The organism is Pseudoalteromonas sp. DY56-GL22, assembly GCF_041414715.1.
Taxonomy (GTDB): Bacteria; Pseudomonadota; Gammaproteobacteria; order Enterobacterales; family Alteromonadaceae; genus Pseudoalteromonas; species Pseudoalteromonas simplex.
This window is the reverse complement of sequence record NZ_JANHZR010000001.1, coordinates 325026-349269: the sequence shown is the minus strand read 5'-3', so window position 1 is coordinate 349269 and position 24244 is coordinate 325026. Positions and strand designations below refer to the sequence as shown.

At 39.5% G+C, this 24244-nt stretch carries 20 protein-coding genes; 9 read left to right on the top strand and 11 right to left on the bottom strand.

The window, feature by feature from the left end; all coding sequences use genetic code 11:
• Positions 1-42: 42 nt before the first annotated feature.
• The gene (locus tag NO991_RS01495) at positions 43-2541 is read right to left on the bottom strand and encodes a S8 family serine peptidase (protein WP_371351592.1); all 2499 of its coding nucleotides are present in this window, start codon (positions 2539-2541) and stop codon (positions 43-45) included.
• Between the two features lie 556 nt (positions 2542-3097).
• Here NO991_RS01495 and NO991_RS01490 point away from each other — a divergent pair.
• Genes NO991_RS01490 through NO991_RS01475 form a run of 4 tightly spaced genes read left to right on the top strand, consistent with a single transcriptional unit; the run spans position 3098 to position 6230 of the window.
• Complete coding sequence (locus NO991_RS01490) at positions 3098-4612, top strand: curlin (protein WP_371351591.1); 1515 nt, start codon at positions 3098-3100, stop codon at positions 4610-4612.
• A 37-nt stretch (positions 4613-4649) separates the two neighbouring features.
• A complete protein-coding gene (locus NO991_RS01485; protein WP_371351704.1) occupies positions 4650-5042 on the top strand; it encodes a curli production assembly/transport protein CsgE in 393 nt (130 codons plus the stop codon).
• Entirely contained in the window at positions 5032-5457 is a 426-nt protein-coding gene (locus NO991_RS01480) for a curli assembly protein CsgF (protein ID WP_054554013.1), read from the top strand. The genes NO991_RS01485 and NO991_RS01480 overlap by 11 nt, the downstream gene beginning before the upstream one ends.
• Entirely contained in the window at positions 5457-6230 is a 774-nt protein-coding gene (locus NO991_RS01475) for a CsgG/HfaB family protein (protein ID WP_054554014.1), read from the top strand. The genes NO991_RS01480 and NO991_RS01475 overlap by 1 nt, the downstream gene beginning before the upstream one ends.
• 149 nt (positions 6231-6379) lie before the next feature.
• Here NO991_RS01475 and NO991_RS01470 read toward each other — a convergent pair whose 3' ends face one another.
• From NO991_RS01470 to NO991_RS01455, 4 genes are all read right to left on the bottom strand, one after another.
• Positions 6380-7078, bottom strand: a complete 699-nt coding sequence (locus NO991_RS01470) for a helix-turn-helix transcriptional regulator (RefSeq protein WP_054554015.1) — start codon at positions 7076-7078, stop codon at positions 6380-6382.
• A gap of 163 nt (positions 7079-7241) precedes the next feature.
• Entirely contained in the window at positions 7242-8750 is a 1509-nt protein-coding gene (locus tag NO991_RS01465; protein WP_138599239.1) for a trehalase family glycosidase, read from the bottom strand.
• A 2-nt stretch (positions 8751-8752) separates the two neighbouring features.
• A complete protein-coding gene (locus NO991_RS01460) occupies positions 8753-10009 on the bottom strand; it encodes a sugar MFS transporter (RefSeq protein ID WP_054554017.1) in 1257 nt (418 codons plus the stop codon).
• A gap of 104 nt (positions 10010-10113) precedes the next feature.
• Positions 10114-11118: a LacI family DNA-binding transcriptional regulator gene (locus tag NO991_RS01455; RefSeq protein ID WP_054554018.1), complete on the bottom strand. Its 1005-nt coding sequence runs from the start codon at positions 11116-11118 to the stop codon at positions 10114-10116.
• A 256-nt stretch (positions 11119-11374) separates the two neighbouring features.
• Here NO991_RS01455 and NO991_RS01450 point away from each other — a divergent pair, with 256 nt between their 5' ends.
• A complete protein-coding gene (locus NO991_RS01450) occupies positions 11375-13633 on the top strand; it encodes a TonB-dependent receptor (protein ID WP_138599237.1) in 2259 nt (752 codons plus the stop codon).
• 77 nt (positions 13634-13710) lie between these two features.
• On the opposite strand, the gene NO991_RS01445 is transcribed toward NO991_RS01450, so the two are convergent.
• On the bottom strand, positions 13711-16863 hold the full coding sequence (locus NO991_RS01445) for a M1 family aminopeptidase (RefSeq protein WP_371351590.1): 3153 nt from the start codon (positions 16861-16863) through the stop codon (positions 13711-13713).
• Positions 16857-17726 carry an ABC transporter ATP-binding protein gene (locus NO991_RS01440; protein ID WP_371351589.1) on the bottom strand — a complete coding sequence of 290 codons (870 nt, stop codon included), beginning with the start codon at positions 17724-17726 and terminating at the stop codon, positions 16857-16859. Before NO991_RS01440 ends, NO991_RS01445 begins: the two co-directional genes overlap by 7 nt.
• 303 nt (positions 17727-18029) lie before the next feature.
• Here NO991_RS01440 and NO991_RS01435 point away from each other — a divergent pair, with 303 nt between their 5' ends.
• Entirely contained in the window at positions 18030-19541 is a 1512-nt protein-coding gene (locus NO991_RS01435; protein WP_249362614.1) for a sensor histidine kinase, read from the top strand.
• On the top strand, positions 19534-20202 hold the full coding sequence (locus NO991_RS01430; protein ID WP_371351587.1) for a LytR/AlgR family response regulator transcription factor: 669 nt from the start codon (positions 19534-19536) through the stop codon (positions 20200-20202). Before NO991_RS01435 ends, NO991_RS01430 begins: the two co-directional genes overlap by 8 nt.
• On the opposite strand, the gene NO991_RS01425 is transcribed toward NO991_RS01430, so the two are convergent.
• Genes NO991_RS01425 through NO991_RS01415 form a run of 3 tightly spaced genes read right to left on the bottom strand, consistent with a single transcriptional unit; the run spans position 20199 to position 21834 of the window.
• Positions 20199-20798 carry an SGNH/GDSL hydrolase family protein gene (locus NO991_RS01425; protein ID WP_138599233.1) on the bottom strand — a complete coding sequence of 200 codons (600 nt, stop codon included), beginning with the start codon at positions 20796-20798 and terminating at the stop codon, positions 20199-20201. The two genes, NO991_RS01430 and NO991_RS01425, sit on opposite strands and share 4 nt — an antisense overlap.
• Positions 20798-21322 (bottom strand): DsrE family protein, encoded by a 525-nt coding sequence (locus NO991_RS01420; RefSeq protein WP_371351586.1) that lies wholly within the window; start codon positions 21320-21322, stop codon positions 20798-20800. Before NO991_RS01420 ends, NO991_RS01425 begins: the two co-directional genes overlap by 1 nt.
• A 47-nt stretch (positions 21323-21369) precedes the next feature.
• On the bottom strand, positions 21370-21834 hold the full coding sequence (locus NO991_RS01415; protein WP_054554022.1) for a flavodoxin family protein: 465 nt from the start codon (positions 21832-21834) through the stop codon (positions 21370-21372).
• A 76-nt stretch (positions 21835-21910) separates the two neighbouring features.
• Between NO991_RS01415 and soxR the strand changes: the two genes are divergently transcribed.
• On the top strand, positions 21911-22366 hold the full coding sequence (gene soxR / locus NO991_RS01410) for a redox-sensitive transcriptional activator SoxR (RefSeq protein WP_166338572.1): 456 nt from the start codon (positions 21911-21913) through the stop codon (positions 22364-22366).
• 57 nt (positions 22367-22423) lie between these two features.
• Positions 22424-23026 carry a hypothetical protein gene (locus NO991_RS01405; protein WP_371351585.1) on the top strand — a complete coding sequence of 201 codons (603 nt, stop codon included), beginning with the start codon at positions 22424-22426 and terminating at the stop codon, positions 23024-23026.
• A gap of 36 nt (positions 23027-23062) precedes the next feature.
• On the opposite strand, the gene NO991_RS01400 is transcribed toward NO991_RS01405, so the two are convergent.
• Positions 23063-24229, bottom strand: a complete 1167-nt coding sequence (locus NO991_RS01400) for a lipase family protein (protein WP_138618920.1) — start codon at positions 24227-24229, stop codon at positions 23063-23065.
• Positions 24230-24244 lie beyond the last annotated feature (15 nt).

Sequence of the window (24244 nt, the reverse complement as noted above, 5' to 3'; positions counted from 1 at the left end):
AAAGCCCAGCGGGGAAACTGGGCTTTGTCGTGTGGAACAATGTTAGTCGAAGGACACTGTTACTGGGTTAGAACAAGTCGTTTCAGTTACACATACTTGATACTCATAGCTTGGCAACTCAGCCTTACGCTGTACATCGCGGTAGAAACCACGATCAGCGACTGTTTCAAGTAGTTCACCGTTACGATAAATGCTTACTTGATCGGCCACTGTTTGCCAACCTAAATCAACACGCATCGTACCTAATCGTGTTTTACTTGCACGTTTAACAGATAGCTCAATTTCGACATCAGATACCACAACCGTTTGTGTAAACGTATCTGTTTGACCTTCGCTATCGGTCGCAGTTAGCGTTACTTCATAGCTACCCGCTTGTGCGTAACTATGCATAGGGTCAGCATCTGTTGAAGAAGCACCGTCACCAAAGTCCCACGCCCAAGCAACAATATCATCGTTACTATCAGTGCTGGTGTTAGTGAAAGTGACATTTAAGCCTGATGTTTCAAATGCAAAGCCAGCTTGTGGTGGCTGCGGGCTTACTTCACCAATAGCGCTAAACGTCAGTGACCAGCTGTTTAAAGTACCCGTATCAGCTGACAGTACGTCTTTCACATTAAGTACCCAATCACCTGTCGCAACTTCACCATTAAAGTTTGCTAGCGAATAGCTTTGTACTAGGTCGTCAGCACCACCACCTGATTGGCTGTGTAGTGTAGCTGTTGTACCTTGCGGCGACGTTAAGGTAACGATTAAATCACCAATATAAGTATGAGCAATATCAATACTTGCATCCGTTGAGAAAACCGACAGTTCATCTGCAACTGTAATGATTGAATCAACACCCGTGTCATTGTTATCTGGAATAGACGCAGGTGTTTCATTTGAGTAAGTAAAGTCATTTAAGCCAACAGGATTAACAAACAATGACGCACTGCTTTGTTTAGCTAGCTCGCCCGATGTTGCATCAACAACAAAACTATAGCTACCCCACGCTGTTGCCTCTTCTGTTGGTACAGTTAAAGTAACTACATCACCCGGTACCGCCTCAGTTTGCGATAGCGTTGCGCCCGCTAAGTCAGCTTGAAGTGCTAGGCTAACAACACCTTCCCACTGGGCGATTGAGCCAATTTCAAAGGTATAAGTTGCCGTTTCACCAGCAGTAATCTGCTGTGAACTTGGCGAAACCGAGATTTTGAAGCTTGGAGTCGGATCAGCTTGTTCTAGTGCCTGATTCACATTTAAACGATTGCCAGACACTGTTTTACCTTGTAGTGCTTCATTCTGGTCACCGCTATTCATTAGCAACTCTTTGAGTTCAAGCGCTGTTAAATCAGGATTAATCGATAGCACTAATGCTGCGGCACCCGCAACATGTGGTGTTGCCATTGAAGTACCCGAATAACTAGCATAACCATTGCCCGGTACCGTTGATAAAATAGCACTACCCGGTGCACCTAAATCAACACTGGTTAAACCCCATTGTGAAAAGCTAGACATGTTATCTCTGCTATCAGTGCTGGCAACAGATAATACGCTGTCGTGCTCGTAGTTTGACGGATAGTGAGGGTTTTGGTCATTATCAACCGCATCGTTACCCGCAGCAGCAACGAATAAGATATCAGCTTGTTCACTCGCTGTGATAGCATCCGCTAGAGCTTGGCTAAAGCCACCACCGCCCCAACTGTTATTTAGAACACGTAAATTTACGCCTTGATTCTTAAGATCAACCATGTAATCAATACATTTAATAGCGTCAGAAGTGGAACCGGTACCATCTGCACTTAAAAATTTACAACCTACAATCGATACTTCGTGGTTAACACCTACAATACCCGTGCTGTTATTACCTGACGCGCCAATTGTACCCGATACGTGAGTACCATGGCCTTGGTCATCCATTGGATCACCAGAGTCAGTGATAGCATTAATACCGTGAACGTCATCAACATAACCATTACCGTCGTTATCGATGCCATCTCCTGGAATTTCGCCTGGGTTGATCCATGCATTATCAGCTAAGTCTTCATGGCTGTAATCAACACCCGTGTCAATCACACCAACAACAACATCGCGACTACCTGTTGAGATAGACCATGCTTCAAGCGCATCGATGTCAGCATCATCTACACCACCTGTCTGACCTTCATTGTGTAACCCCCACAATGATGAAAAATCTGGATCATTAGGCGCACTTGCAATTGAGACTCGATAATCTGGTTCTACATATTCTATGGCGGCATGAGTTTGTAGACGCTTGATAGCTTCTTTTGTACTCATTCCTGCAATTTTAAACTTAGCTAAACGGCCAGATAAAATCGCTGAGTAATTATCATCAACACCATCTTTATTCATATCGCTGATTGTGGCTCTGACTAAGCTACGAGCATGAGCACGCATTGCTGCAGAAGTGCCCTTTTTATACATAACGAGTACAGAATCTTCACTTGCACCGACGAGAGTTGTTTTTGCTGGTGTGCTGATTTGCGCAGCACCTATACAAGGTAATAAGGCGAGGCTTAATACAGATAATTTAGTTTTCATATTTACTATCCATAATTAGTAATACTGACCGAATCAACATGATTCGACCACCAAAGCTCATTACTTCTGAAAATGATTATCACGCGGCATACCCCATAAATGGCGAATTGCAGATAACAGGCAAGGAAAAAAATTAAACAGGCAGCAAATCCATTCTTTTTTACCAATTTAGATTCTAAATTCAGATAAAAATCAGCCTTTTTCGTGACAAATGGAACGTCAATTACCCGAGGTTATTTATCAAACTTTTTTACTGCTTTGTAATAATTCCTCATATCAAAACCTGATTAGATAATTATAAGATCATGAAAATAAAGAATTAATTAAAACCACAAAAACTGCTGATTTTATATTATTCCATATCTGTCTAAAGTGATTTTCTGTTAATTGCTTTATCTTTTCAGTGCATTTAACAATTTTGCTTCATTCACTTCTGATTGTTAGCGAACACTTGAATATCACGCAATTTAATCCGGCAAGGCATGCCGGTACATGGCCCTAAAAGCAAAAATAATATTTTAGGGCTTTGATTAATAATAATTTAAAGGAAATAATCATGAAGTTAAGAAAGTCTCTTATTACCTGTGCAATCACCTTTGCACTCGGTTCAAGCTTTGCTGCTAACGCAAATACTGATGACAAAGCGCAGTCTAGCTCTGAGCTTGCTACTCAGGTAACAACTTTAGGTGTTAGCAACTCAATTATTCTAGATCAAGTATCTGTAACAGGTGTGGGTAATGAAGCAGTTATTACCCAGCAAGGCACTGGACAACGTGCAGAAACCGTCAGTATTGGTGACGGCAATATAGTTCAAGTTAACCAAGCACAAACATCTAACTTATCACTTATTTATAATACAGGTGATTTCAATGATGTTGCTCATACTCAGAATGGCACAATGAATGGCGCACTGTCTGAAACAGTAGGTAACGACAACGCTATTCGTGTTGAACAACAAGGTGCTGGCTTCTTTGGTATTAATAATGAAGCTATTAACACAGTTACAGGTGATGAAAATACAATTAATGTAACCCAAGGTGATGGGGGCCACTGGTTCTACAACTTCGATTTAGAAGGCAATAGCAACACAGTAAGCTCTGAGCAAGTTGGTTTATTAAATGAAGCTACATTTAATACTGTCATTGGTGATGACAACACGATTGAAGTAGCTCAAGAAGGCTTATTCAACGCCTTTACGTCAGATGAAATTGTCGGCAATGGCAACGACATTACAATTGACCAGACCGGTGCCTTTAACAGTGCAACATTAACTTCTGTTCGTGGTGATTACAACGAAGTTGAACTTGAGCAAGATGGCGACTCAAACACTGCGTTAATTGCTGAAGTTACAGGTAATGATAACGAAGTTAAATCAGACCAAGAAGGCAACAGCAATAGCTTTGAATCAGCGGTATTAATTGGTGACGGCAATACGTTACTTGTTAATCAAAAGCAAGATGGGAATACTGCAGGCTTAGATGCAATTGGCAATGATAACGAGCTAACGGCATTCCAAAATGGTAACGGCAATGATGTATACCTTGGTGCAATTGGCAATGATAATGAATTTGTTGCAAACCAAATTGGTGATGCAAACAGTGCACATATTGCTAACTTCAATGGCAACGATAATAACGTTGATATTGCACAAGCAGGTGATGAAAACACGGTACTGGTTCAGTCTTCTTATCCAGATACATCGCTATCTTCAAATGATAATGATATTGCGATTAACCAAGAAGGTAATCTAAATGAAGCCGCACTAACGTTTGCAAGTGTGCTTGATAGCAACAATAACCAGGTTGCTTTCACACAAGTTGGTGAACTAAATGCGATTGACCTTATCATGGAAGGAAGTAGCAATTCAGTTGATATTAGCCAAACTGGTTCTGAAAACTTTGTTGCAGGCATTGGTGAAGGCGCATTCTTGTTAGGTGGTGAAGGTAATTCACTGGTCGTTGTCCAAGAAGGTAATGCTAACCTTGTAGAAGGCTCAATGATTGGCTCTAACAGCACGGTCGTTATCACTCAGCTAGGTGATGGCAATATCGCGACTGTAACCCAAGAATAATCATATTTAGGGGGGAGCCTTGCTCCCTCATTTCGCTATGAAATTAAATAACTTTCTCCGCATATGTTGTATCTTGCTTGCAGCTCAAAGCGCTGCTAGTTATGGCGAAGATCTCGAAATTGATGGTTTAGTACTCGATAGAAGCATTAGCCGATTTGGCCATCAATTTTATTTTGAGTTTGCCAATCTTTGGCGCGACTTACCTTCAACAGCTGGCTTTAATATCGAAATAAAAGAAACGGTATTACCTCGAGCGGGTACTCGCCTTGTTTTAAGAATGAACAACCAAATTGTGTACGTTACCTACCTAGGGCGTCGTTTAGAGCCATTAGATGAGCGTGTTAAACAAGCCATGTATAGCGTAATGGATGCAATGGCACGCAGTCAAATGCAGCAATCATCACCTGATATGGCAAAAAATGGATGGTAAAATGAAATACTTAACAACACTAATAATAATACTCTGCCCCCTCTACAGTTGGGCAACTGAACTCGTTTATACCCCTATAAATCCAAGTTTTGGTGGCAGTCCACTCAATGGCAGCATGCTGCTTAATAAAGCGCAATCCCAGAATAAACATAAAGCGCCAACAATCGAACAAACTTATGGTGAAAAATTTCAAGACTCATTAGAGCGTACCTATTTAAATCGCATGGTTCGTGAGATCACCGATATGGCGTTTGGTGATGAAATCGACGACAGTATTTTTAACGGTGACTCTATCTTCATGACAGGTGATTATGAAATTCAGATCATTACCAGTACTAGCGATTCTATTACTGTAAGAATAACAAATACTTCTGATGGAACAATTACAGTTATTGAAGTACCGAGGTTTGGATAATGAGAAGTTTAATCTTAACCACACTAATCGTAATTTTGTCGGGTTGTTCATCAATGGGCAATTTAATTCCACCGACAAAGCAACTCGCAAGTACACTAGAGCCAACAGAAACCTTTAAGGCATTGCAAGCACTTCCACAACCAGTGGGCAGCATTCCTGTTTCTGTGTATTCATTTCGCGACCAAACTGGGCAATACAAACCTCAAGCTAATGTCAGTTCGTTTTCTACCGCAGTGACCCAAGGCGCAAACTCTATTTTAGTGCAAGCATTACATGAATCAGATTGGTTTATTCCGGTAGAACGTGAAGGTCTACAAAATATTTTGACTGAGCGTAAAATTATTCGTGCCGCGCAAGCCGAAAACGACAAACTGCCTGAACTGCCACCGCTTACGACTGCAAAAATAATCTTAGAAGGCGGTATCATCAGCTACGATACTAATATTAAAACGGGCGGTATTGGGATGGAATACTTCGGGATTGGCGCATCAGAGTTATACCGTGAGGATGCAATCTCAATTTATTTACGCGCTGTCGATGTTCGCACAGGCCAAGTTTTGCTATCCGTTGCGACAAGCAAAAAAGTGCTCAGTCAAGAAATGCGCGCAGGGTTCTTTCGCTATGTCAGTTACAAGCGTTTAGCTGAAGCAGAAGCCGGTTTTACCGACAACGAGCCTATGAGCATCTGCGTAACTCAAGCAATAGAAAAAGCATTAAGTGATCTTGTACTAAAAGGTATTAACAAAGGTATTTGGGCTGCAAAAGCGGTCTAATTGAATTGTGGCGCTGAACATCACAGCGTCACACACTTAAAATGAACTGCCGACTTTCGTCACCAAGAACTACTACTAACCATGCTAGAGCTAAGCACTGGGTAAAATCACTCTCCTTTAAACGCAATACTTACACCTTTGGATTATAATCACTGTGTATTTTGTAAAGACAAACTCACTGCCATGTAGCTTTGTGCCCAGTTAGCTAGTTCTACGCGATTACGTGATGATGTTTTCTTAAATGCGCTGTAAAGATGGGTTTTAACCGTATGATCGCTGATGTTTAAACGCTCTGCGATATCTCGATTACTCGCGCCTTGTGCAAGTAGATGAATCACTGATTTCTCGCGTTTAGTTAGTAAGCTGAGATCAATATCGTTATTTACCGAATCATTACTGGCACTAAATTGACTACGAGACATAGCATAAAGCATGTGATTAAAGGTTGTAGAAATACTTTTACGACTAAAAAATAACTCACCATTGATCACTCTCACAAGCCCTGAAAAAATATCTTCAGGTGATTGCTCGGCAAAAAACACGCCTTTAATGCCATTTAAAAGTAGGTTCTTTTCACAGATGGCGTCAGCATCTGCATTAAAAATAACCACTGAGTTTTGCTTAGCAAGTTGTACTAATTCTGCTGGTAATAGGTCTTTCCAATCGGTGTTAGTGCTATCTATCAGATAAAGATCAAATTCGTCGCGCATCGCATCTTGGGGTAAGCTTGTATCTACTTTGACGCGGACAAAGAATGCATCAAGCATCTTGATTAAATATTGATAGCTTTGACTACGGTTTTGCAGTTTTGGTTGTGCTTTTAGAAAAACAGAAGTTGGTTGAATCATCTCATTTCTTCCTTGAAACATTTTATTCACAATACCCAATTTGGATACATGATTCAACCATTTATAACCCTTTATTTTAGTAATTTACAACATCACCAATCCATTTGGATGATTAGGCGCGCGAGTTAACAAATTGTAAATGACCATACTCGCATCTCCCCTTTTACAGTGAGTCATTGAGTAGTTTGTAAAAACGTGATGTTACGCCGTTCGTCCAACCAAACCCTTGTTGTACTGTGTATTCACCGCCACCAGCACGACTTACCAATTCACATACATTGTATTTTTCAAGAAGACACTTATCCTCAGCAAAACGCATTTCGATCATACTCAACCAATTTTTCATGACAGCTTCAGCTTCGCTGATAAAGCCATAGTCAAGCAAACCCTTAACAGCAAACCATTGCAGAGGTGCCCAGCCATTAGGGCTATCCCACTGCTGAGGAGTATTAGATAATGTTGTAACTAACCCTCCAGGTTTTAAAAAGTCACTCATTAGTTTCGTTTTTACTTGCTGAGCTTGCTGCTCAGATGCAGCACCGACAAATAAAGGTACAGCCATTGCCATAGAATCAATGGGACTTTGCTTATTTAAACGAATATTAAAGTCTCTATAAACGCCTTTATCATTGTCCCAACAATATTGATTAATTGCTTCTAGTCTAAATAATGCCAGTTCAGCAATTGCTCGACTTTTATGCTCTTTGTTAATTAAGCTGTAAAACCTTTCTAAGGTCTTTTCGAGGTTATAAACTAAACAATTTAAATCAATAGGTACTATATTTGTTGTTTCAATACTCTTCAAATCACTTGGCTCACTGAGCCAGCGACTGCTGAAATCCCACCCTGATTCACAGGCAGCACGAATATTCTGAAAGTAACTCAACTGCTGATCAGCTGAAAGATTTTGCGCATCATGCAAATCTTCTTTCAACGACTCTGGTCGTGGCGAGCGGGCGCTATCCCAATATCGATTTAAAATAGCCCCATCAGACATTTTAACGACACGCTTAGTAGCTTGTTTATCGTCAACTAACTCTTCACACCCTTTCATCCAAAACTGATATTCAGCTTCTAATGCCGCTATCGCATTTTCTAGCCAAGAAAAATCTTTGCGTTGCTCATATTTAGCCTCCCATAATAGCGTGACCATCAAAGCTAAAACGGGCGGCTGAGACCGAGAGCTGTAATAAACTCTATTTCCATTTGGAATGCAGCCATTGCGCTTTTGCAAGTCAATAAAATTATTAACCATTGCTTCAATGGTTGCCAGGTCGCCTATGTCCTCAAGGCCTAATGCTGTAAAGTAACTATCCCAGTAGTAAATTTCTTGAAAACGTCCACCAGGAACAATGTAGTCAAACTGTAGAGGCATCAAAGAGCTTGATAAATCACTATCGGCACTGCGATGCAGGTGCGGCCATAGATCGAGTATATACTGGTTTACCGATGTCGTATTGAGTTTCGCCATTGGTATAGCTTGGTTGGCGAATGAAAAGTGCGACATAACAAACTCACGAAGCTTTTCACCTTGCAGAGGACCTACTAATTGGTATAACTCACTCGCACTCTGCCAAGATAAATTGGGGACTGCATCTGCAAATGTTTTAGAATCAGCAAAAATTTCTGCCATTTGCACATCTTTAAATAGCTGGCTATTAACAAAGTTCATAATCATTCCTTAATTGCCTGACGTGTCAGACCATTTTCTAAAACAAGCGTCGCTTTTTTAAACGCCGAAACACTTACTAACAACAGGACTATTGGCAGCAAAGTTAAATAAAAGGCGTGCTGGCCACTAAACTTATCGAACACAAAGCCCGTAATTATTGAACCCGTGGTGCCCCCTAAAGCCGAGAAAACAACGATTAAGCCAGTCATCGCAGCATGTTTATGCTTTTCTAAAGAACTCAGCATGACTGAGTTGAGTAAAGGGTAAATAGGTGCCATAAAAAAACCGACTAGAGGCAACATATATGCCGCAAAAGGCACATCAAAAATATTTTTTACTTGGCTGCCATCAACATCATGAGTAAGAGGTAAAACAAGTAAAATCAACAGCCCCATTGTAATCAGGCAAGTCAATAACATCTTGAACCAACTAATAAACCTAAGTACTTGCCCAGCAACCAAACGGCCAAGCGCTAACGCTGCAGCAAATAAACTAGCGAGCTGAATACTGACATCAACGGGGAGTTTTAAAACTTGATTGTTAAAGGTAGGCAGCCAGGTACCCACTCCTTGTTCAATTAAAACGTATAAAAAAGCACTAACTACAAAAATAAGCACTAAGGGTTGGTATGTTAATTTCAGCATATCTAAGAAAGCGTCTACTTGTGACTGTTTCTGGTTATGTAACTCAGGAGATTTAATTGGCGCTGTTAAAACAGTAAAGGTAGTCACTAAGACGATCGCTGCTAGCATGTAATAAACATTCAACCATTCGTTACTTTGGGGGTTATTAGCATCGATGAATAATGCAAAGATCCAGTAACCCGATAACACCCCAAGCATAAACACCCCTTCAATAGTGTTTAGCAAAGACGAATGTTTGTTCGCGTTATCAGAAAGTTGACCAATAATTGAGTAAACAGAGATTTTCACTACAGCGAAGCTACAACCAATTGCAGCAAATAATGCTTTTAGCACCCAAAATTCAGCAATGCTTGGCACCAATAAACAAAGAGCCGACACTAACAATAATGCACAGAGCATCGCGATTTTGTAGCCTATCCTTGGAATGAATGAAGCGACTAAAAAAGACATAATGGCAATGCTCAAATCCTTAAATCCCTCTAAAACAGAGGCATCCGTCTTGCTAACGTCCAGGCTATTAATTGCTTGTAAAATAACAGTGCCTACACTATTGAGCATAATTGCAAATACAAAATAGCTGCTTGCTAACGCTATGGTAATTCTTAATGAAGCCATTTAACTATACCGAAAGTAATTTTTACTCAGTCTAGTTGAGTGGAATTTCTTTTGCAAACGTTTGCAATAACAAAATACACAATTTATTCACAAAAAACCGAGCTCTATTTGCTAGATTGTCGATTTATCATTTCAATTTCAACAACTTGGGAGTTAACTTTTTGGCCTGCGAGTTGTGCAAGTAGTTTTTCAACCAAAATAATAGAGGCGCGCTGGGTATTTTGCTTAATAGTTGAAAGTGATGGATGACTAATATCAGCCATAGAAATGTCATCAAATCCGATAAGACCAACATCATTTGGTATGCTGATGTAGCGTTCTTTAAGGGCCTTCATAGCGCCAAGAGCGACCATATCACTACATGCCATAATCCCATCGAAACAAAGCCCCTTATCTACCAGTAACTGATTTATACCCTGATAGGCAGCTTTACTCGTGATATCGATAGACAGTACATTTGGTGTGGCTTTTGCCTTTGAAACTGCATCTAAGTAGCCTCTGTAGCGTTCACCAATTTCAGCGTGAGCAGGATCGCCCAAAAACAACACATTTTTTGCACCGTGCTCAAGTAAGCGTTCAGTGGCTAGACGGCCTCCCAAGTAATTATCACTACCAACTATAGGGTAATTACTTTCTGTTTTTGGATCGCCCCAAACAACCAATGGAACACCCGCATTTGCAGCTGCCTCAATATTCGCCTGGCTTTTACCTTGTCCGACAACAATCAAACCATCAGCCCGACGGCTGTTGATGAAATAATTGACCCAATCATCACTTGCCATAAATGAATTAGAAAGTAAAAGTTCGAGGCCATGCTTATTCAGTGCAAGGTTAATTTCGCCAACAAGTTTCAGTAAAAAAGGGTCATTAATTGATTGTTCTGTGTCACCATCAAGATTGATCATCACAGCAATCACATTGGTTTTTTGCGTTCGAAGACGGCTTGCAGCAGTATTCAGACTAAAGTTGTGTTTCTTCGCTAAACGCTGAAGCTTCTGCCTAGTTTCTAGTTTAATCAAAGGGTTATCATTAAGTGCTCTTGACACTGTCGAGGTAGATACACCTGCTAATTTAGCAAGATCAACTAATTTTAATTTTTTATCGTTCATGGCAGTAACACAGTAATCCTTAAACTGGGATAACAATATAGCATTTTTTTAAACAAACAACTGCTTAAAATTTTTTATTAAAAATCAATAACAAAACCAAGTTAACTGGAAGAAACCAAGAAAATTGTGAAAAACAGTTACAAAATTGTTTGCAAACGTTTGCATAAACTTCTATGGTTTAAATAGGCAAAGCATTAACAATTTTTTAAAATCTTGTTATGCAGTGTACTTAACAACAGATTAGTGGGAAAAAACTATGGCAACAAAACACACACGAACTGCAATTGCATCCGCAATTCTTTTAGCAATGTCAGGCCAAACTGCTTTTGCTGAAGAGCAGACACAACAGGCAGCAGAAGAAAAAGTAGAACGCATTATTGTATCTGGTACACCAGGTGGTGTAGGTGTTCGCAAAATTGACGCCGGTTATGCCGTGACGAATATTGATGCTGACCAAATTGTTAAACTTTCACCTAAAAGCACCGCGGACTTGTTTAAAGCTGTACCTGGTGTTTGGGTAGAAAGCTCTGGTGGTGAATCAGGCGCGAACGTATTTGTACGTGGCTTTCCGGGTGGTGGTGATGCACCATTTTTAACAATTAGCATTGATGGCTCTCCTATCTACCCTGCTCCGACGCTCTCATTTTTAGAAAACTCTTCTATTTTCCGCCTTGATGAAACAATTGAGACAATGGAAGCACTTCGCGGTGGCCCTAACCCAGTTGTTTCAAACGGTCAGCCCGGTTTAACAACAAACTTCCGCTTAAAGCGCGGTAGCGAAGATACCGAAGCTATTTTTAAGTACACAACATCTGATTATGACCTACAACGTATTGATGCGATGGTAAGTGGTGAAATTTCTGAAGATTTTTACTACATGGTAGGTGGTTACGTTAAGAGTTCACCTGGTATTCGTGACGCAGGTTTTACCTCAGAAAAAGGCAATCAATTTACGATTAACCTTACAAAGGTGCTAGACAATGGCACCATCAACTTATACAGCCGTCATACCGATGATCACGGTGCGTGGTACTTACCTACGCCTTTAAATGTTGAAGGTATTGATGCTGGCTACACACAACTTGGCACTCTAAATCGTCAAGCAACTATATATACTGGCCCTAACAATGATGAACATCAAATTGACTTAGGTGAAGGGCGCGGTTGGAAAGGTCATGTGTCTGGCGGTAGCATCAAGCTTGAATTTGATAATGGCTGGCAGTTTGTAGATCGCTTTAACTTTACTAAAGGTGATGCAAATACCTACGGCCTTGTTCCAGCAGGCTCTGCAACAACATTGGGTGAAGTAGCAACAAATGGTGAAACCGCAGCAGGTGCAGCAACAGGCACTGTCTATGATGCGGATACACCAGTACAACAACTTGGCCGTTGGGTTGTATTAAAAGAAATTAGTTCATTCACTAATGATCTTGCCTTTTCTAAAGACTTTGGTGACCTGTCTGCCGCATTCGGTTATTACACAGCAAGCACATCTGCAAACGACTGGTGGAGCTTAGGAAACGCTGCTTATCATGTACTTGAAGCTGGCGGTGAGATGTTAAATGACATTGAGTGTAATGCAAGTACTGAAGGTTGTGCATGGAACTACGATATTAACTCGACAGGTGATGCACGCACCAATGCGTTTTACTCAACAGCTCAGTATAAAATCAATGATGCATTCACACTTGATGCAGGTATTCGTTTTGAAAATCACGAAGTAGAATACACTGTAGATGAAGGCCTAGATGGTGTTATTACTAAATCTATCCAGTACGATGAAAGCAAAACATCATGGACAACAGGTATTAACTACTCAATTAATGATGATATGGGTGTATTTGCACGTGTTAACCGTGGTTATAAAATGCCTTATTTCGATGATTTTCGTGATAACTACGGCGCTTACCAAGGCGGCGAAAAGTTAATCAAAGAAGTGACACAGGCTGAATTCGGTTACAAGCTTTTGACTGATAGCACTGATTTTTATGCCACTTTATTCACGAATGAAGTAAAAGGTGACACTTTTGTTCGTCGTCCAGGCGCCCCTGCTGAAATTTTAACAAATGAAGCATACGGTATTGAGCTTGATTATAACTATAACCACGAATCTGGTTTCTCAGTTAACTTAAACTCAACACTGCAAGAAACTGAGATCACAGAAAGCCCGACCAACGAAGGCAACGAAAGCCAACGTCAGCCAAAATGGCAAGTACGTGTTACACCGAGCTATGACTTTGAAGTCAGCGGCATGTATGCAACTCTATACGGCACAATTTCAGCAGTTGATGATCGTTGGGGCGACAACGAAAATACTGTTACATTAGAAGGCTATGAAAAAGTTGACCTAGGTTTAATTGTTGAGCCTATGGAAGGTATTAAAATACAGTTAGCTATTGATAACTTAACTGATGAACAAGGCATTACCGAAGGTGATCCTCGTAATGCTGATGCACCAAATGGCCGTTATATTATGCCTCGCACCACGCGTTTAAGCGTAAGTTATGAGTTTTAAACTCTCCTAAAATCCCTTGGTTGTAAGTCAATCAATACCCAAGCCACAGTGTTTTACAACCTGTGGCTTTTTTGTATTTATACTTCCAAAAAAAGCTTATTAATTAAGTCTTTCTCTTGTTCATTAAGTTGTTCTTGCAACGCTCTAATAAAATCCATTGACGTTGCTGGTCGGTTAGGAAATGCATATTTTTGCCATACTGATTTTAAAGCAGCCACAATCACAGCATCGCCAATTTCATTTCTAAGTTTTGCAAATACAAGAGTAGCTTTGGAATACTGATCGTAACTTTTTGATGAGTCTACCAACGCTTGCTTTGTCGAAATATCTAGCCGAGAAGCTTGTTGATATCGCTGAGTTTCATATTTGACTAATGCATTGACAGCCTTTTTTCCGTATCGTTTTTCAATCACCACAAGCTCTACATATTTAGCTAATGATTCAATCAAAAAAGCGCTATCTTCAGGAACACTATTGCCAATATCATGACCAAACCATTGATGAGCCGTTTCATGTACTGCACGGCGGTAGCGTTGATCAAAACCTGCGCCTTCACTTGGTTTAGCTCTAAAACCGACCTTATTATCAATCAACATGATTTCAGGTAATGCATACCCTGTCCCACCAAATCCTGTTGCGTCGATCAAACTGAGATTTGAACCTTTGTACGCATTAAGATTATTATTAAACCAAAAAAGCGTGTCACTCATAGCTTGTAAGTTAACTTTTACGGCATCTTTATTAGCTTCTGTTGCACTTGATTTAGTAAAAACCTGTAACTTCACACCCTCATAAATTAACTCAGTTGCTGCAAATGGAAATGACAACCAAGCAGGTAAGTTGTTAATTGGCACTGTCGTCTGAAATTTAAAAACGGCTCTTTGCCCTTCAACAATATGCGCTATTTTCTTCCCCTGTGAAACGACCTGATAACCTACGGCGGTGGTAACTTTGCTTTTCATGGTGATGCGTTCATAGTTATATGGTACTTGGTATGTTGCATTAAAACGCTTTGAAGGCGGTGTTTTAACATAGAGTGGAAGCCCATAATCTAACCTTAATTGCTCGTCATCTAATTCATAGTTTCTTTGATAACCAAGCGTCGGTAATAGCGGAACTGAACGAATATAACTAAATTCAGGCGTTATGATTTGATGCCCTTGTGTAGGCCATAACTTGGCTTGCTTTACTACAAATTGCGTTTTAAGTTGCCTTGTTTCGAATGGCTGAAGTGCGGATTTAAACTCGTAAATAGCTTGGTTCATTGATGGATAAAATGCGACTTCCTCAGCTCCTTCTATTTTAATATCTGCCCATTGATAGAAGCCTGCACGACCTATCAATACCTGTTTTATTGGTTTTTTGTGAGGGTTAGTAAATGAGTAGGTTAAGTTAAATTGGGCTGACTGCTTATAAGGATAGAAATCTATTTCTGCATCGATATGACTCACTTTTGGCTGAGCTTTATGTTTCCAATCAGCAAACATTTTTTCATAATTTGCTTTAAATGTTTCTCGTTTATAAGAGTTACTTAATGGCTTTTCTGAAATTAAATTAGTATGTAGCTGCCAAAATAAATTGATAGCCAAAACTGCAGGTATTAACAGCCAAGCATCTTTATTTTTAAGTGCCCTACTGCCCATTCCTGTCCCGCGGTGATTAAAAGCCTGACTAACAAGCACAACACTAAGTAATAATACTAGCCACGCGCGGACATAAGGCCAGTAACTACTTAAACTTGCTCGATATCCCCAAAATTCATTCGCCGGCTGCAATGGTGTCCAAGCTACACTCCAAAACGTGTGTGTTAGCCCCAAATAAGTCATTACTGGGGTAAATTTAAGTAACAAAATGGCAAACACCACTAAAGAAGCAACAAGCTCTGAGCGCAATAAATTAAAAATACATACAAATATCGAAGCAATGATAGCTAGCGGCAGTCCCATTAAAGCTAAGGTATAAATAGGGTGATAAGCGTCAAAGTCACTGCCAATAAAAAGTTCAGCTAACGATGCACCAACAAAACCTTTTAACGAAAAAACAATCACCAAACTCACTATTGCCAATAATTGGCTATGCAAAATAGAAGCAGTCTTAATAGGCGCTGCCGCAATTATCTCTGCTATTTTGTAGTGCCTAGCATGACAACTAAGTTGCCAACTCCATAGAGCCATCAGTAAACAACCGAGCAATATATACATATCAAAGGCATATTGATTAACAGCATCAATGCTAGTTGCTTTAATAACACTCATTGGTTCTGCATACTGAGAAGAAGATGCAACACTATTAAACACTAACCCTAGCCATAAAAGTAACAGAATAAGAGTTATAGCTTGTTTTAATATATTTAAAATTGCAGCTTTGTATAGCTCGAATAGAATCGAGCTTTGACGAAATGTAGGCTTTACCGTTTGAAATTGAGTGTAAGGCCTAAGGTCAGACTCAATACATTGTTGTTTGGGTTGCTTTGTCCTTGCATATACTTGGGGGTGCGAGCCAACAGCATGAGTAAAAATAACAATTGCTAGAGTAAAACAAATAAAGCGATTAGTATAAAAAGGCGTATTTTGTGACTCGCTAAAACTTGCTATTACCGTTGTATAAGCAAATGGGTCTAACCAAATAAATAGCTGATAAAACGTTTCGTTTAGTACACTACTTCCTGCCAAAATTGGATTACCCGTTATACTCGCAGTGAACAAATAAGCAATCCAAACACTTGCAAAAGCGGCGTAGATAATCATTGAGCTTCGAAACCTTTGACAAAGCCAAAATGCCAAAGCAATAAGTAAAAAACAGTTTATGAGTAGAACAAAACCACTATAAAAAACTGTATAACCAAGTATTTGCCAACTAAATCCATTATTTTGAAAATGTACGTAACTCATAACCAACGTACTGCTTAATGAAACCATCATTAATAGACTTACAAAACCACCTATTCGAATATAGTTTTTTTGTTTTGAACTTACTGATGCAACAGCAATAATTTCGTCCATATGAAAGAGGTGGTCACGTAAGAAAATTGCTGGCGATAATGCTCCAACCAATAAAGCCAATTGCATCATGTGTAATGACACTAAATGCAATTGATACTGCTGTAATGGGTCAACATTACTTGTTGCAAGCCCTGAAGAAAGTGAAAATGCAAAACTTGGCGCAATAAGCAAGCATACCCAAACTATTGGTTGACGAAAAAGATACTTTAACTCATTGATTATTAGCATAATTCACCTCTTCGAGATTTTAGTTCAAAGAAGTACTTATCTTGTAATGATTCTGCCGCCAAAACAGCCCCTGTAGTTGGGCGCTCTGCGGCATAAACTCGAAAGACGGGCTCACCATATCGATAACTTTGGCTCAGTACTAAAGCATCTTTGGGCAGTGCGCGTGGCAAAGTTTTTAATACCCATACTTTACCTTTGAGTTGGTTTACTAAGGTATCGATATGGCCACTTTGGATCAGTTGACCACCTTTAATCATCGCCACAAAGTGACATTGGTTTTCTATGTCTTCCACAATGTGTGTTGAAAGCAAAATCAGTCGATTCTTACTCATTGAAACTAATAAGTTATTGAGACTCTCTCGCTCTGCCGAGTCAAGCCCAGCAGTAGGCTCATCTAAAATGATTAATTTAGGATCACCCAACAATGCTTGAGCAATACCAAAGCGTTGTTTCATTCCCCCAGAAAAGTGACTGACTCTTTTATTTGCATGCTGAGTTAAATTTAATGCAGTAAGCAGGTCATCAATCTGTTGCTTTGTCTTTTTAGATTCAAGCCCTTTTAATATGGCGATGTGTTCAAGTAAAGCTCTACATCCCATATGTGGGTAAACACCAAATTGTTGTGGTAGATAACCAAGTTGCTTACGTAACTTGTCAGGGTCTTTTAATATATCTAAGCCACTAAACTGTATACGGCCAGAATTAATAGTTTGCAGGCATGCAAGAGTTCTCATCAAACTAGACTTGCCAGCGCCATTTGGCCCCAGCAACCCTACCATGCCGCTGGGTAACTCAATGGTTATATCGTTAAGTGCTTGAGTTCCATCAGGGTATGTTTTCGAAATATGCTCAAGTGTTAGCATTTATTGGCTCCTTAATTAGCACAAATCTAGATTAAGGAATGGCAAAGCTCGCTGCTACGAAGTAATGATCAATGAGTCAAGTTTGATGATGAAAGCAAAAACTCTTATTTCGTCATCAAAAAAAGAACTTTCATCAAGATGTGGATGAATAAAGAAATAAAAACGTTAAGCTAAATCCATTATAACGCTTAATCAGAGTATTACTCCCTCAGTTTCCACATTATTTAGAAATTAGGGTAATATATAAATGTTCGAAAAAACAACAGTGTACGTTGCAAAAATAAAAACTGAACGGAGTAGATTTTGCTGGCAGCTATTAGCTATTTATCATCACCTAAAAACACAAAAAACATGGTTGCTCTACTACCATTAATCGCTGCGATACTACTTGAAAGTCATATTCGCTATCTTTCGCTGAGAATTGATTCACCCAGTACTTATCTAACAGTAAATTTACAGCTAATATTTGAGTGTATCCCTTTCTTAATCGCTCACTGGATGGCATCACAGCATTCTTCAAAGCAGGATTCAATATGGTGGTTATCTGGGTTTATTGGTTACCCAATACTCATTTATCTGTTAAGCAACAGCTTGCCACTTTATGATAAATGGCACTACTTACAAGAGCAATGTTGGTTACTGTGCAGTCTAGCAAGTTTACTTTGGCTTTCATCCCAACGCTTTAAGAAGAACCAAAAATCCAAATTAACCAGTTGGATGAGCTCTTTGTTTACATTAAATAAAGTTGTTTTTGTTATATGTTTTGGCTGGGCCTTTGTCATGGCTGGCATACTCAACAGCCATAACGAACCTTTGCTAAATCAACCCTTTGCATTGATATTTGATACTCAAAAGCTACTTACAAACTATAATCAATTTATTTGGTATTTTTCTCAGCTTTTGGTCTACGCAATTATTGTACACGGCACTTTTTTATTTAATCGTTACATTTTAATACGTCAATTCTTAGCCAAGCATGGAGTGCTCATTTTTGTATCTGCATGCTTAATTAGCATGGTTGTTTTAACACCATTACTTGCCGCTATTGTGCTTACATTGCCTGTTAATGACTTACCCTCAAATGTTGCCAATCTAACTCCGGGAGGCAACCTAGACATTATCAATAAGTACAATTATCAGTTTATGTTTTTATTTTTAAGTATCTCTACACCCATTATCTTGGCGTTTGAACGCCAGCAGCACCATCATAAATTAGAAGAAATTGCCAAACAGCAAATAAAAACAGAACTAAAGCTACTGCAGCAGCAAATTAATCCGCACTTTTTATTTAATACTTTAAATAACTTATATGCACTTGCATTAACAAAATCAGAAAAGACACCTGAATTGGTATTACAGCTGGCTGACTTACTGAGATACACCGTCTATGAAGGGCAAAAACCATTTGTTCTACTCGAAAAAGAGCTAAATTACATTAAAAACTTTCTTGAACTGCACAAGATAAGGCATGCAAATAACTGTAGATTTAACCTAGCATGGCCTGAAACTAGTCACCCTCTTTATATAGCGCCACTGCTTCTTATTATTTTAATCGAAAACACCATAAAGTACGGTGTTGAACACGCACAAGAAAACGCTGAAGTAACGATAAAACTATCCTTAAATGGCAACGCTTTAACGTTATATTGCGAAAATAGCATTCCTCGCAAAAACAATAATGATAATTCAGGCATGGGGCTAAACAATTTAAGGCGCCGTTTAGAGCTTCTATATCCAGAAAAACATACTTTATTGGTGCATAATCACAATGGACTTTGGCAAACCACCCTCTCTTTGGAATTATCAAATGATTAAAGCAATTATTGTTGATGATGAACCACTTGCTCATCAAGTAATTCTTCATCATTTAGAGTCGTATTCAGATATCAAAGTATTTTCTCAGCATTTCAGCGCAAAAGATGCTTTGTACCAATTAGCAAAATCAACTATTGATGTCGTTTTTTTAGATATAAACATGCCAGAGTTGTCAGGGTTAGAACTCATTCAATCACTCGCTAACCCGCCTCAAATTATCATTGTGAGTGCTTATGAAGAATATGCACTCGCAGGTTACGAGCTAAATGTTACTGATTATTTACTCAAACCTGTATCTGCACAACGTTTACAGCAAGCAATAAATAAAGTCCGTGAACGTATTTCCCAAACGCCGAAAAGTAAAACAATCACCCTAAAAGTAGATCGCAAAAAACGCAAGCTTAGCTTAGATACAATTGAATACATTGAAGCGTATGGAAATTATGTAAAAGTGCACCAAGAAGACCAAACGATCCTCGCAACAACAACCCTAAAACAGATCTTAGAGCAGCTATTAGGCTCATTCACTCAAATCCATAAATCATACATAGTGAATAACAGCAGAGTCATAGCTGTTACGAACGAACATGTAGAGCTAGATACTGGTGATAAGATAAAAATTGGTAAATCATTTAAAGAACACAGCAAAGTATTACTTTAGAGACAACTTCTCAAGTGATCTACAAGTGTCTTATGCTGTGAGCTTGGCCAATGAACGCCTTCTGAAGAACATGGTGTTATTAATTCAAAGCAGTTAACGAAACAGCAGTTGTTGCTGTCAGCAACATTTTTAAACTCTTCCACTAACCGTTTTGCTTTTAGCTCTGCTCCTGCATAAATAGATTTATACGCGCCAACCTCATACACCGCTGGCGGGCTCAAAATTATTATTTTGGGTAATTCACGGTGCCGATAATAGTTTTTTATATCTAAAATAAGTGCTTCTAGTGCGTTGGCAATATCAACAACCGACAGCGCAAAACGGCGCTTTAAATCATTCGTGCCGAGCTGAATAACAATCACATCTAAATGATAAGCCGCTAGATATGGCTCTAGGTATTTAATGCCCAGTTTATCACCACTAAAAGGTGGGTCGTTCACCAGTGTACGATTGGGCTGGCCAGCTTCAATCACTTGGTAGCCGGCACCTAATTTAATACCCAGTAAACTAGGCCAGCGCTCATCGGCTGCAAAGCGTTTACCATCGACGGGCGAAATGCCATAAGTGTTTGAATCACCGAAACATAAGATATTCATTAGAATGGATTCAGTGTGTAACCTTGTTGCTGCAACTGTGCATGAGCGGTCATCGCCGATAACGCCATTTGCACACCAGGAATAAGCTGTTGCTGTTTTACCTTCATGTGCGTTGCAGACTGCCCACACACATAAACAACGGTATTATGCGCTAACAATTGAGAGATCAATTGCTGATTTTTATTGTCACTGGCAAAGCGCTGTATATAAAAACTGTTTTCCAGTACATCAACACTTGCGCCACCATGCACAACCAAAGCAAGTTGAATGTTCTCAGGCTTCACACCATGGGCTATGTGCATATTAATGAACCGTGCTAATGAGTTCATATTGTTGTTCTGCGCCCCTTTTTCTGCCGCATCTGCCACATCAAATGCCACTTTGAAAACCGTTTGTTCAGAGATTTCTGCATGGTTTGGCACGTCATAATAATAACCAAAACCTTTGATCGCGGGCTCAGCTTGCTCTGCATGACTAAACGAAGATAACAAGGCTAAAGATAAGCCTAACAGTGTTGATTTCATAAAAGTTCCTGTTACTTTTTACTCTAGCCTACCTTGTTTAAACGCGTTTAACTAGCATCAATATGTTGATGTGCTTTGAAGGTCATGCCTAAGTAATTAAAGGTGTTTTTAAACATCTCGATAAACGCGTTAGGTGCGTGAGCAGACCCTGCATTTGAGAGCAATGAAAACTGCTTTTCACGCAGTGTTCTCAGTTTTGGCCTGAGTGCGTCATCATCCATGTAGTCAGTGATCCTGTCTAAAAATGCTTTAAACTGCGGTGTGGTGTTATACCAATACACTGGCGATGCCAGTACCCAGTGTTGATAATTCAACAGCGCTTCAAATACCGCATAAAAATCATCATTTTTATATTGCTTATCGTAGCAATAAGGCGAGATAACATAGTCATCTAGACATACTACATCGCCGCCATATTGGGTTTTATAATCATTAACTTGTAAGCTCGTGTTACCCGTTTTTCGTGCACTTGAATAAATAATTACCGTGTTTGTTGTTGGTTTTTGTTGCATGACTATCACTCCTTTTTTATGATGTGTGCAGCGTAAAACCTCAAGCTAACTTTAGGTCAACACCTTGGAGCAAATTATGTCAGATAAAAAACTTATTGATGCAAACCTAGCGGTTGGCTTTGTGGCAAAACGCAGTGGTGTAAAAGTTTCGACCTTGCATTTTTATGAGTCAAAAGGGCTTATTCGCAGCTGGCGTAATAACGGCAATCAGCGCCGCTATAAACCCGATGTATTGCGCCGAATTGCCGTAATAAAAGCTGCGCAAACCATGGGCATAACCCTTGAAGACATTAAACAAACGTTAAGCACCCTACCCGAGCAACGCACACCCACTAAACAAGATTGGGCTGCCCTTTCTAAAGTCTGGCAAACGCAATTAGATGAACGCATTCAATACATGCAGCGATTGCGCGAGCGCGTTAACGGTTGCATTGGCTGCGGCTGTTTATCAATGGCTAAATGCCCAATATACAATAAAGACGATTATTTAGGTGAAGATCACAGTGGCGCTGTGCTATTAGAAAGAGATTAAATACACAAATCAAATAATTGTGAGATACTAAATCAAAATAGTAAAAGGAATTTAATAATGGATAAAGGAAACAACCCAAAGATCACCACTGCATTTAAAACCGTTGATAATAAAGAACTAAAAAGTACTGGCTTTTGGCTAAACCAATTATTCCTCGTTTTTTCAACTATTTTTGGAGTTTATCTTGCAGCTCAAAGTGGCTTAGAACAAGCTTTAAAATTCGACTCATTCAGTAAAATGGAAGATAATTATTATCTTAGAACATCTCTATATGATGAAGTTAAAGATAATGCTGAACATCTCAAAGAATTTGCTATCTTATTAGCAAAAAGCCCACCTAAGTCCGAACTTGAATATAACAAGCCAACCATCGAAAAGTATATTTGGCAGACCATGCAGTATTCCCCCACAACCTTAGAAACGCCCAGTGAGTTTTTAACTGAAATTCGTCGTTTTTACAGCAAAAGTCAATTTATTATTGATGCAGCAATCAGTAGAAAAATGTCGGCCAAACATGCTTCAGATCAGTTAAGTGAAGCGGTCGAAATCATAAATAACAAGACGTTACCAAATTTAAAAAGCAGTGCATTAAAACTAAAAAGTGAGCTGAGTAAGAATGGAATACAAATAAGCTCATTAAAAGAAAACGAACAACAATAAGAAATGGGCATGCTAATCAGCATGCCCAATTTGTTATTAATCTAAACCATTTAGGCCATCTTTTGCGGCGCGATAAAGAGCACCAAGAGTCGAGTCAAAAGCCCACTTAATAACACTGTATGTTAGTTCTACGGCTTTGCTAACAACTTTGCCAGCAAACACCAACATATGACCAATAAGACCCAGTGTTTGTGCAGCAAATGAGGCTGATGCTTTCGCAATTTTATCTAAAGTTCGAGCAAGCATATCGTAAAATGTCAGGCCTGTTCCAATTGCTGCTTGTGCAGCAACAGCGCTGTAATAACCAGCGTCTTTTAATAAGGTAACAAGCGCCGCACCTAATTTATCAGCCCAGTGTGAATTGAAAGATGCTTGATTACGATCTTCAAAGTTTAAGCGCACAGGTGTATTTAAATAATGATTTGCACGGATTGTCAGATTGCCCCAATCATTACTATTTGCGGTATTGATGTAGCCAGGTGTACCACTGAGTTTGTGGGCAGCACCTTTTAAACCTTGCCCGCTGTCTAAACGAATTTCTTGGCCCTGATAAGGAGCATGAGAAAATGGCCATAACGGCACTTTAGTGACAGGATCGGCACCATGAGTACAACGATAAATCTTATCGATTCTGCCTGTTGCGGCTCTTGAAAAGTTATCTAGACCAACACGAGGAGAGCCAAATGTATACAGCTTTACAGGTAACGAATATTCAGCTTTGATCCAATCTGCCGCTAACGTTGCAAGTGCACCACCTAAGCTATGGCCAACTAAATGTACGCACCCTGTTACTTTGTCACGTATATTTGCTGTAACAAACTCTTGCAGTCCCGGCTTCATGGTGTAAAACGTTTTATTAAACCCCGCATGAACCATACTACCGTTTGAACCACCACTTAAACCGAAGTTTGCATCTGTTAAACCATCTCTTAAAGAGGCTGTTCCACGAATGGTGATAACAGAATCACCTTGAAACTCATTTTTTCCGTGTGCAACTAAACCAAAACCTGTACTTAAACCAAATAAATGAGAGAAAAAACCACCCGACACACCTTGTACAGCACTTGGGTTAATTGAGAAATTAAAGCTATTTCGCAAAGAAGCGTGCAATGAGTGATTAAGTAAATTAGTTGTTTTAATACTTTTTGCTTTATAAGCAAGCTCAGCGAGTTGCACCGCTTGAGTAGGCGTCAAGGTATTCATATAAGTTCCCTTTGT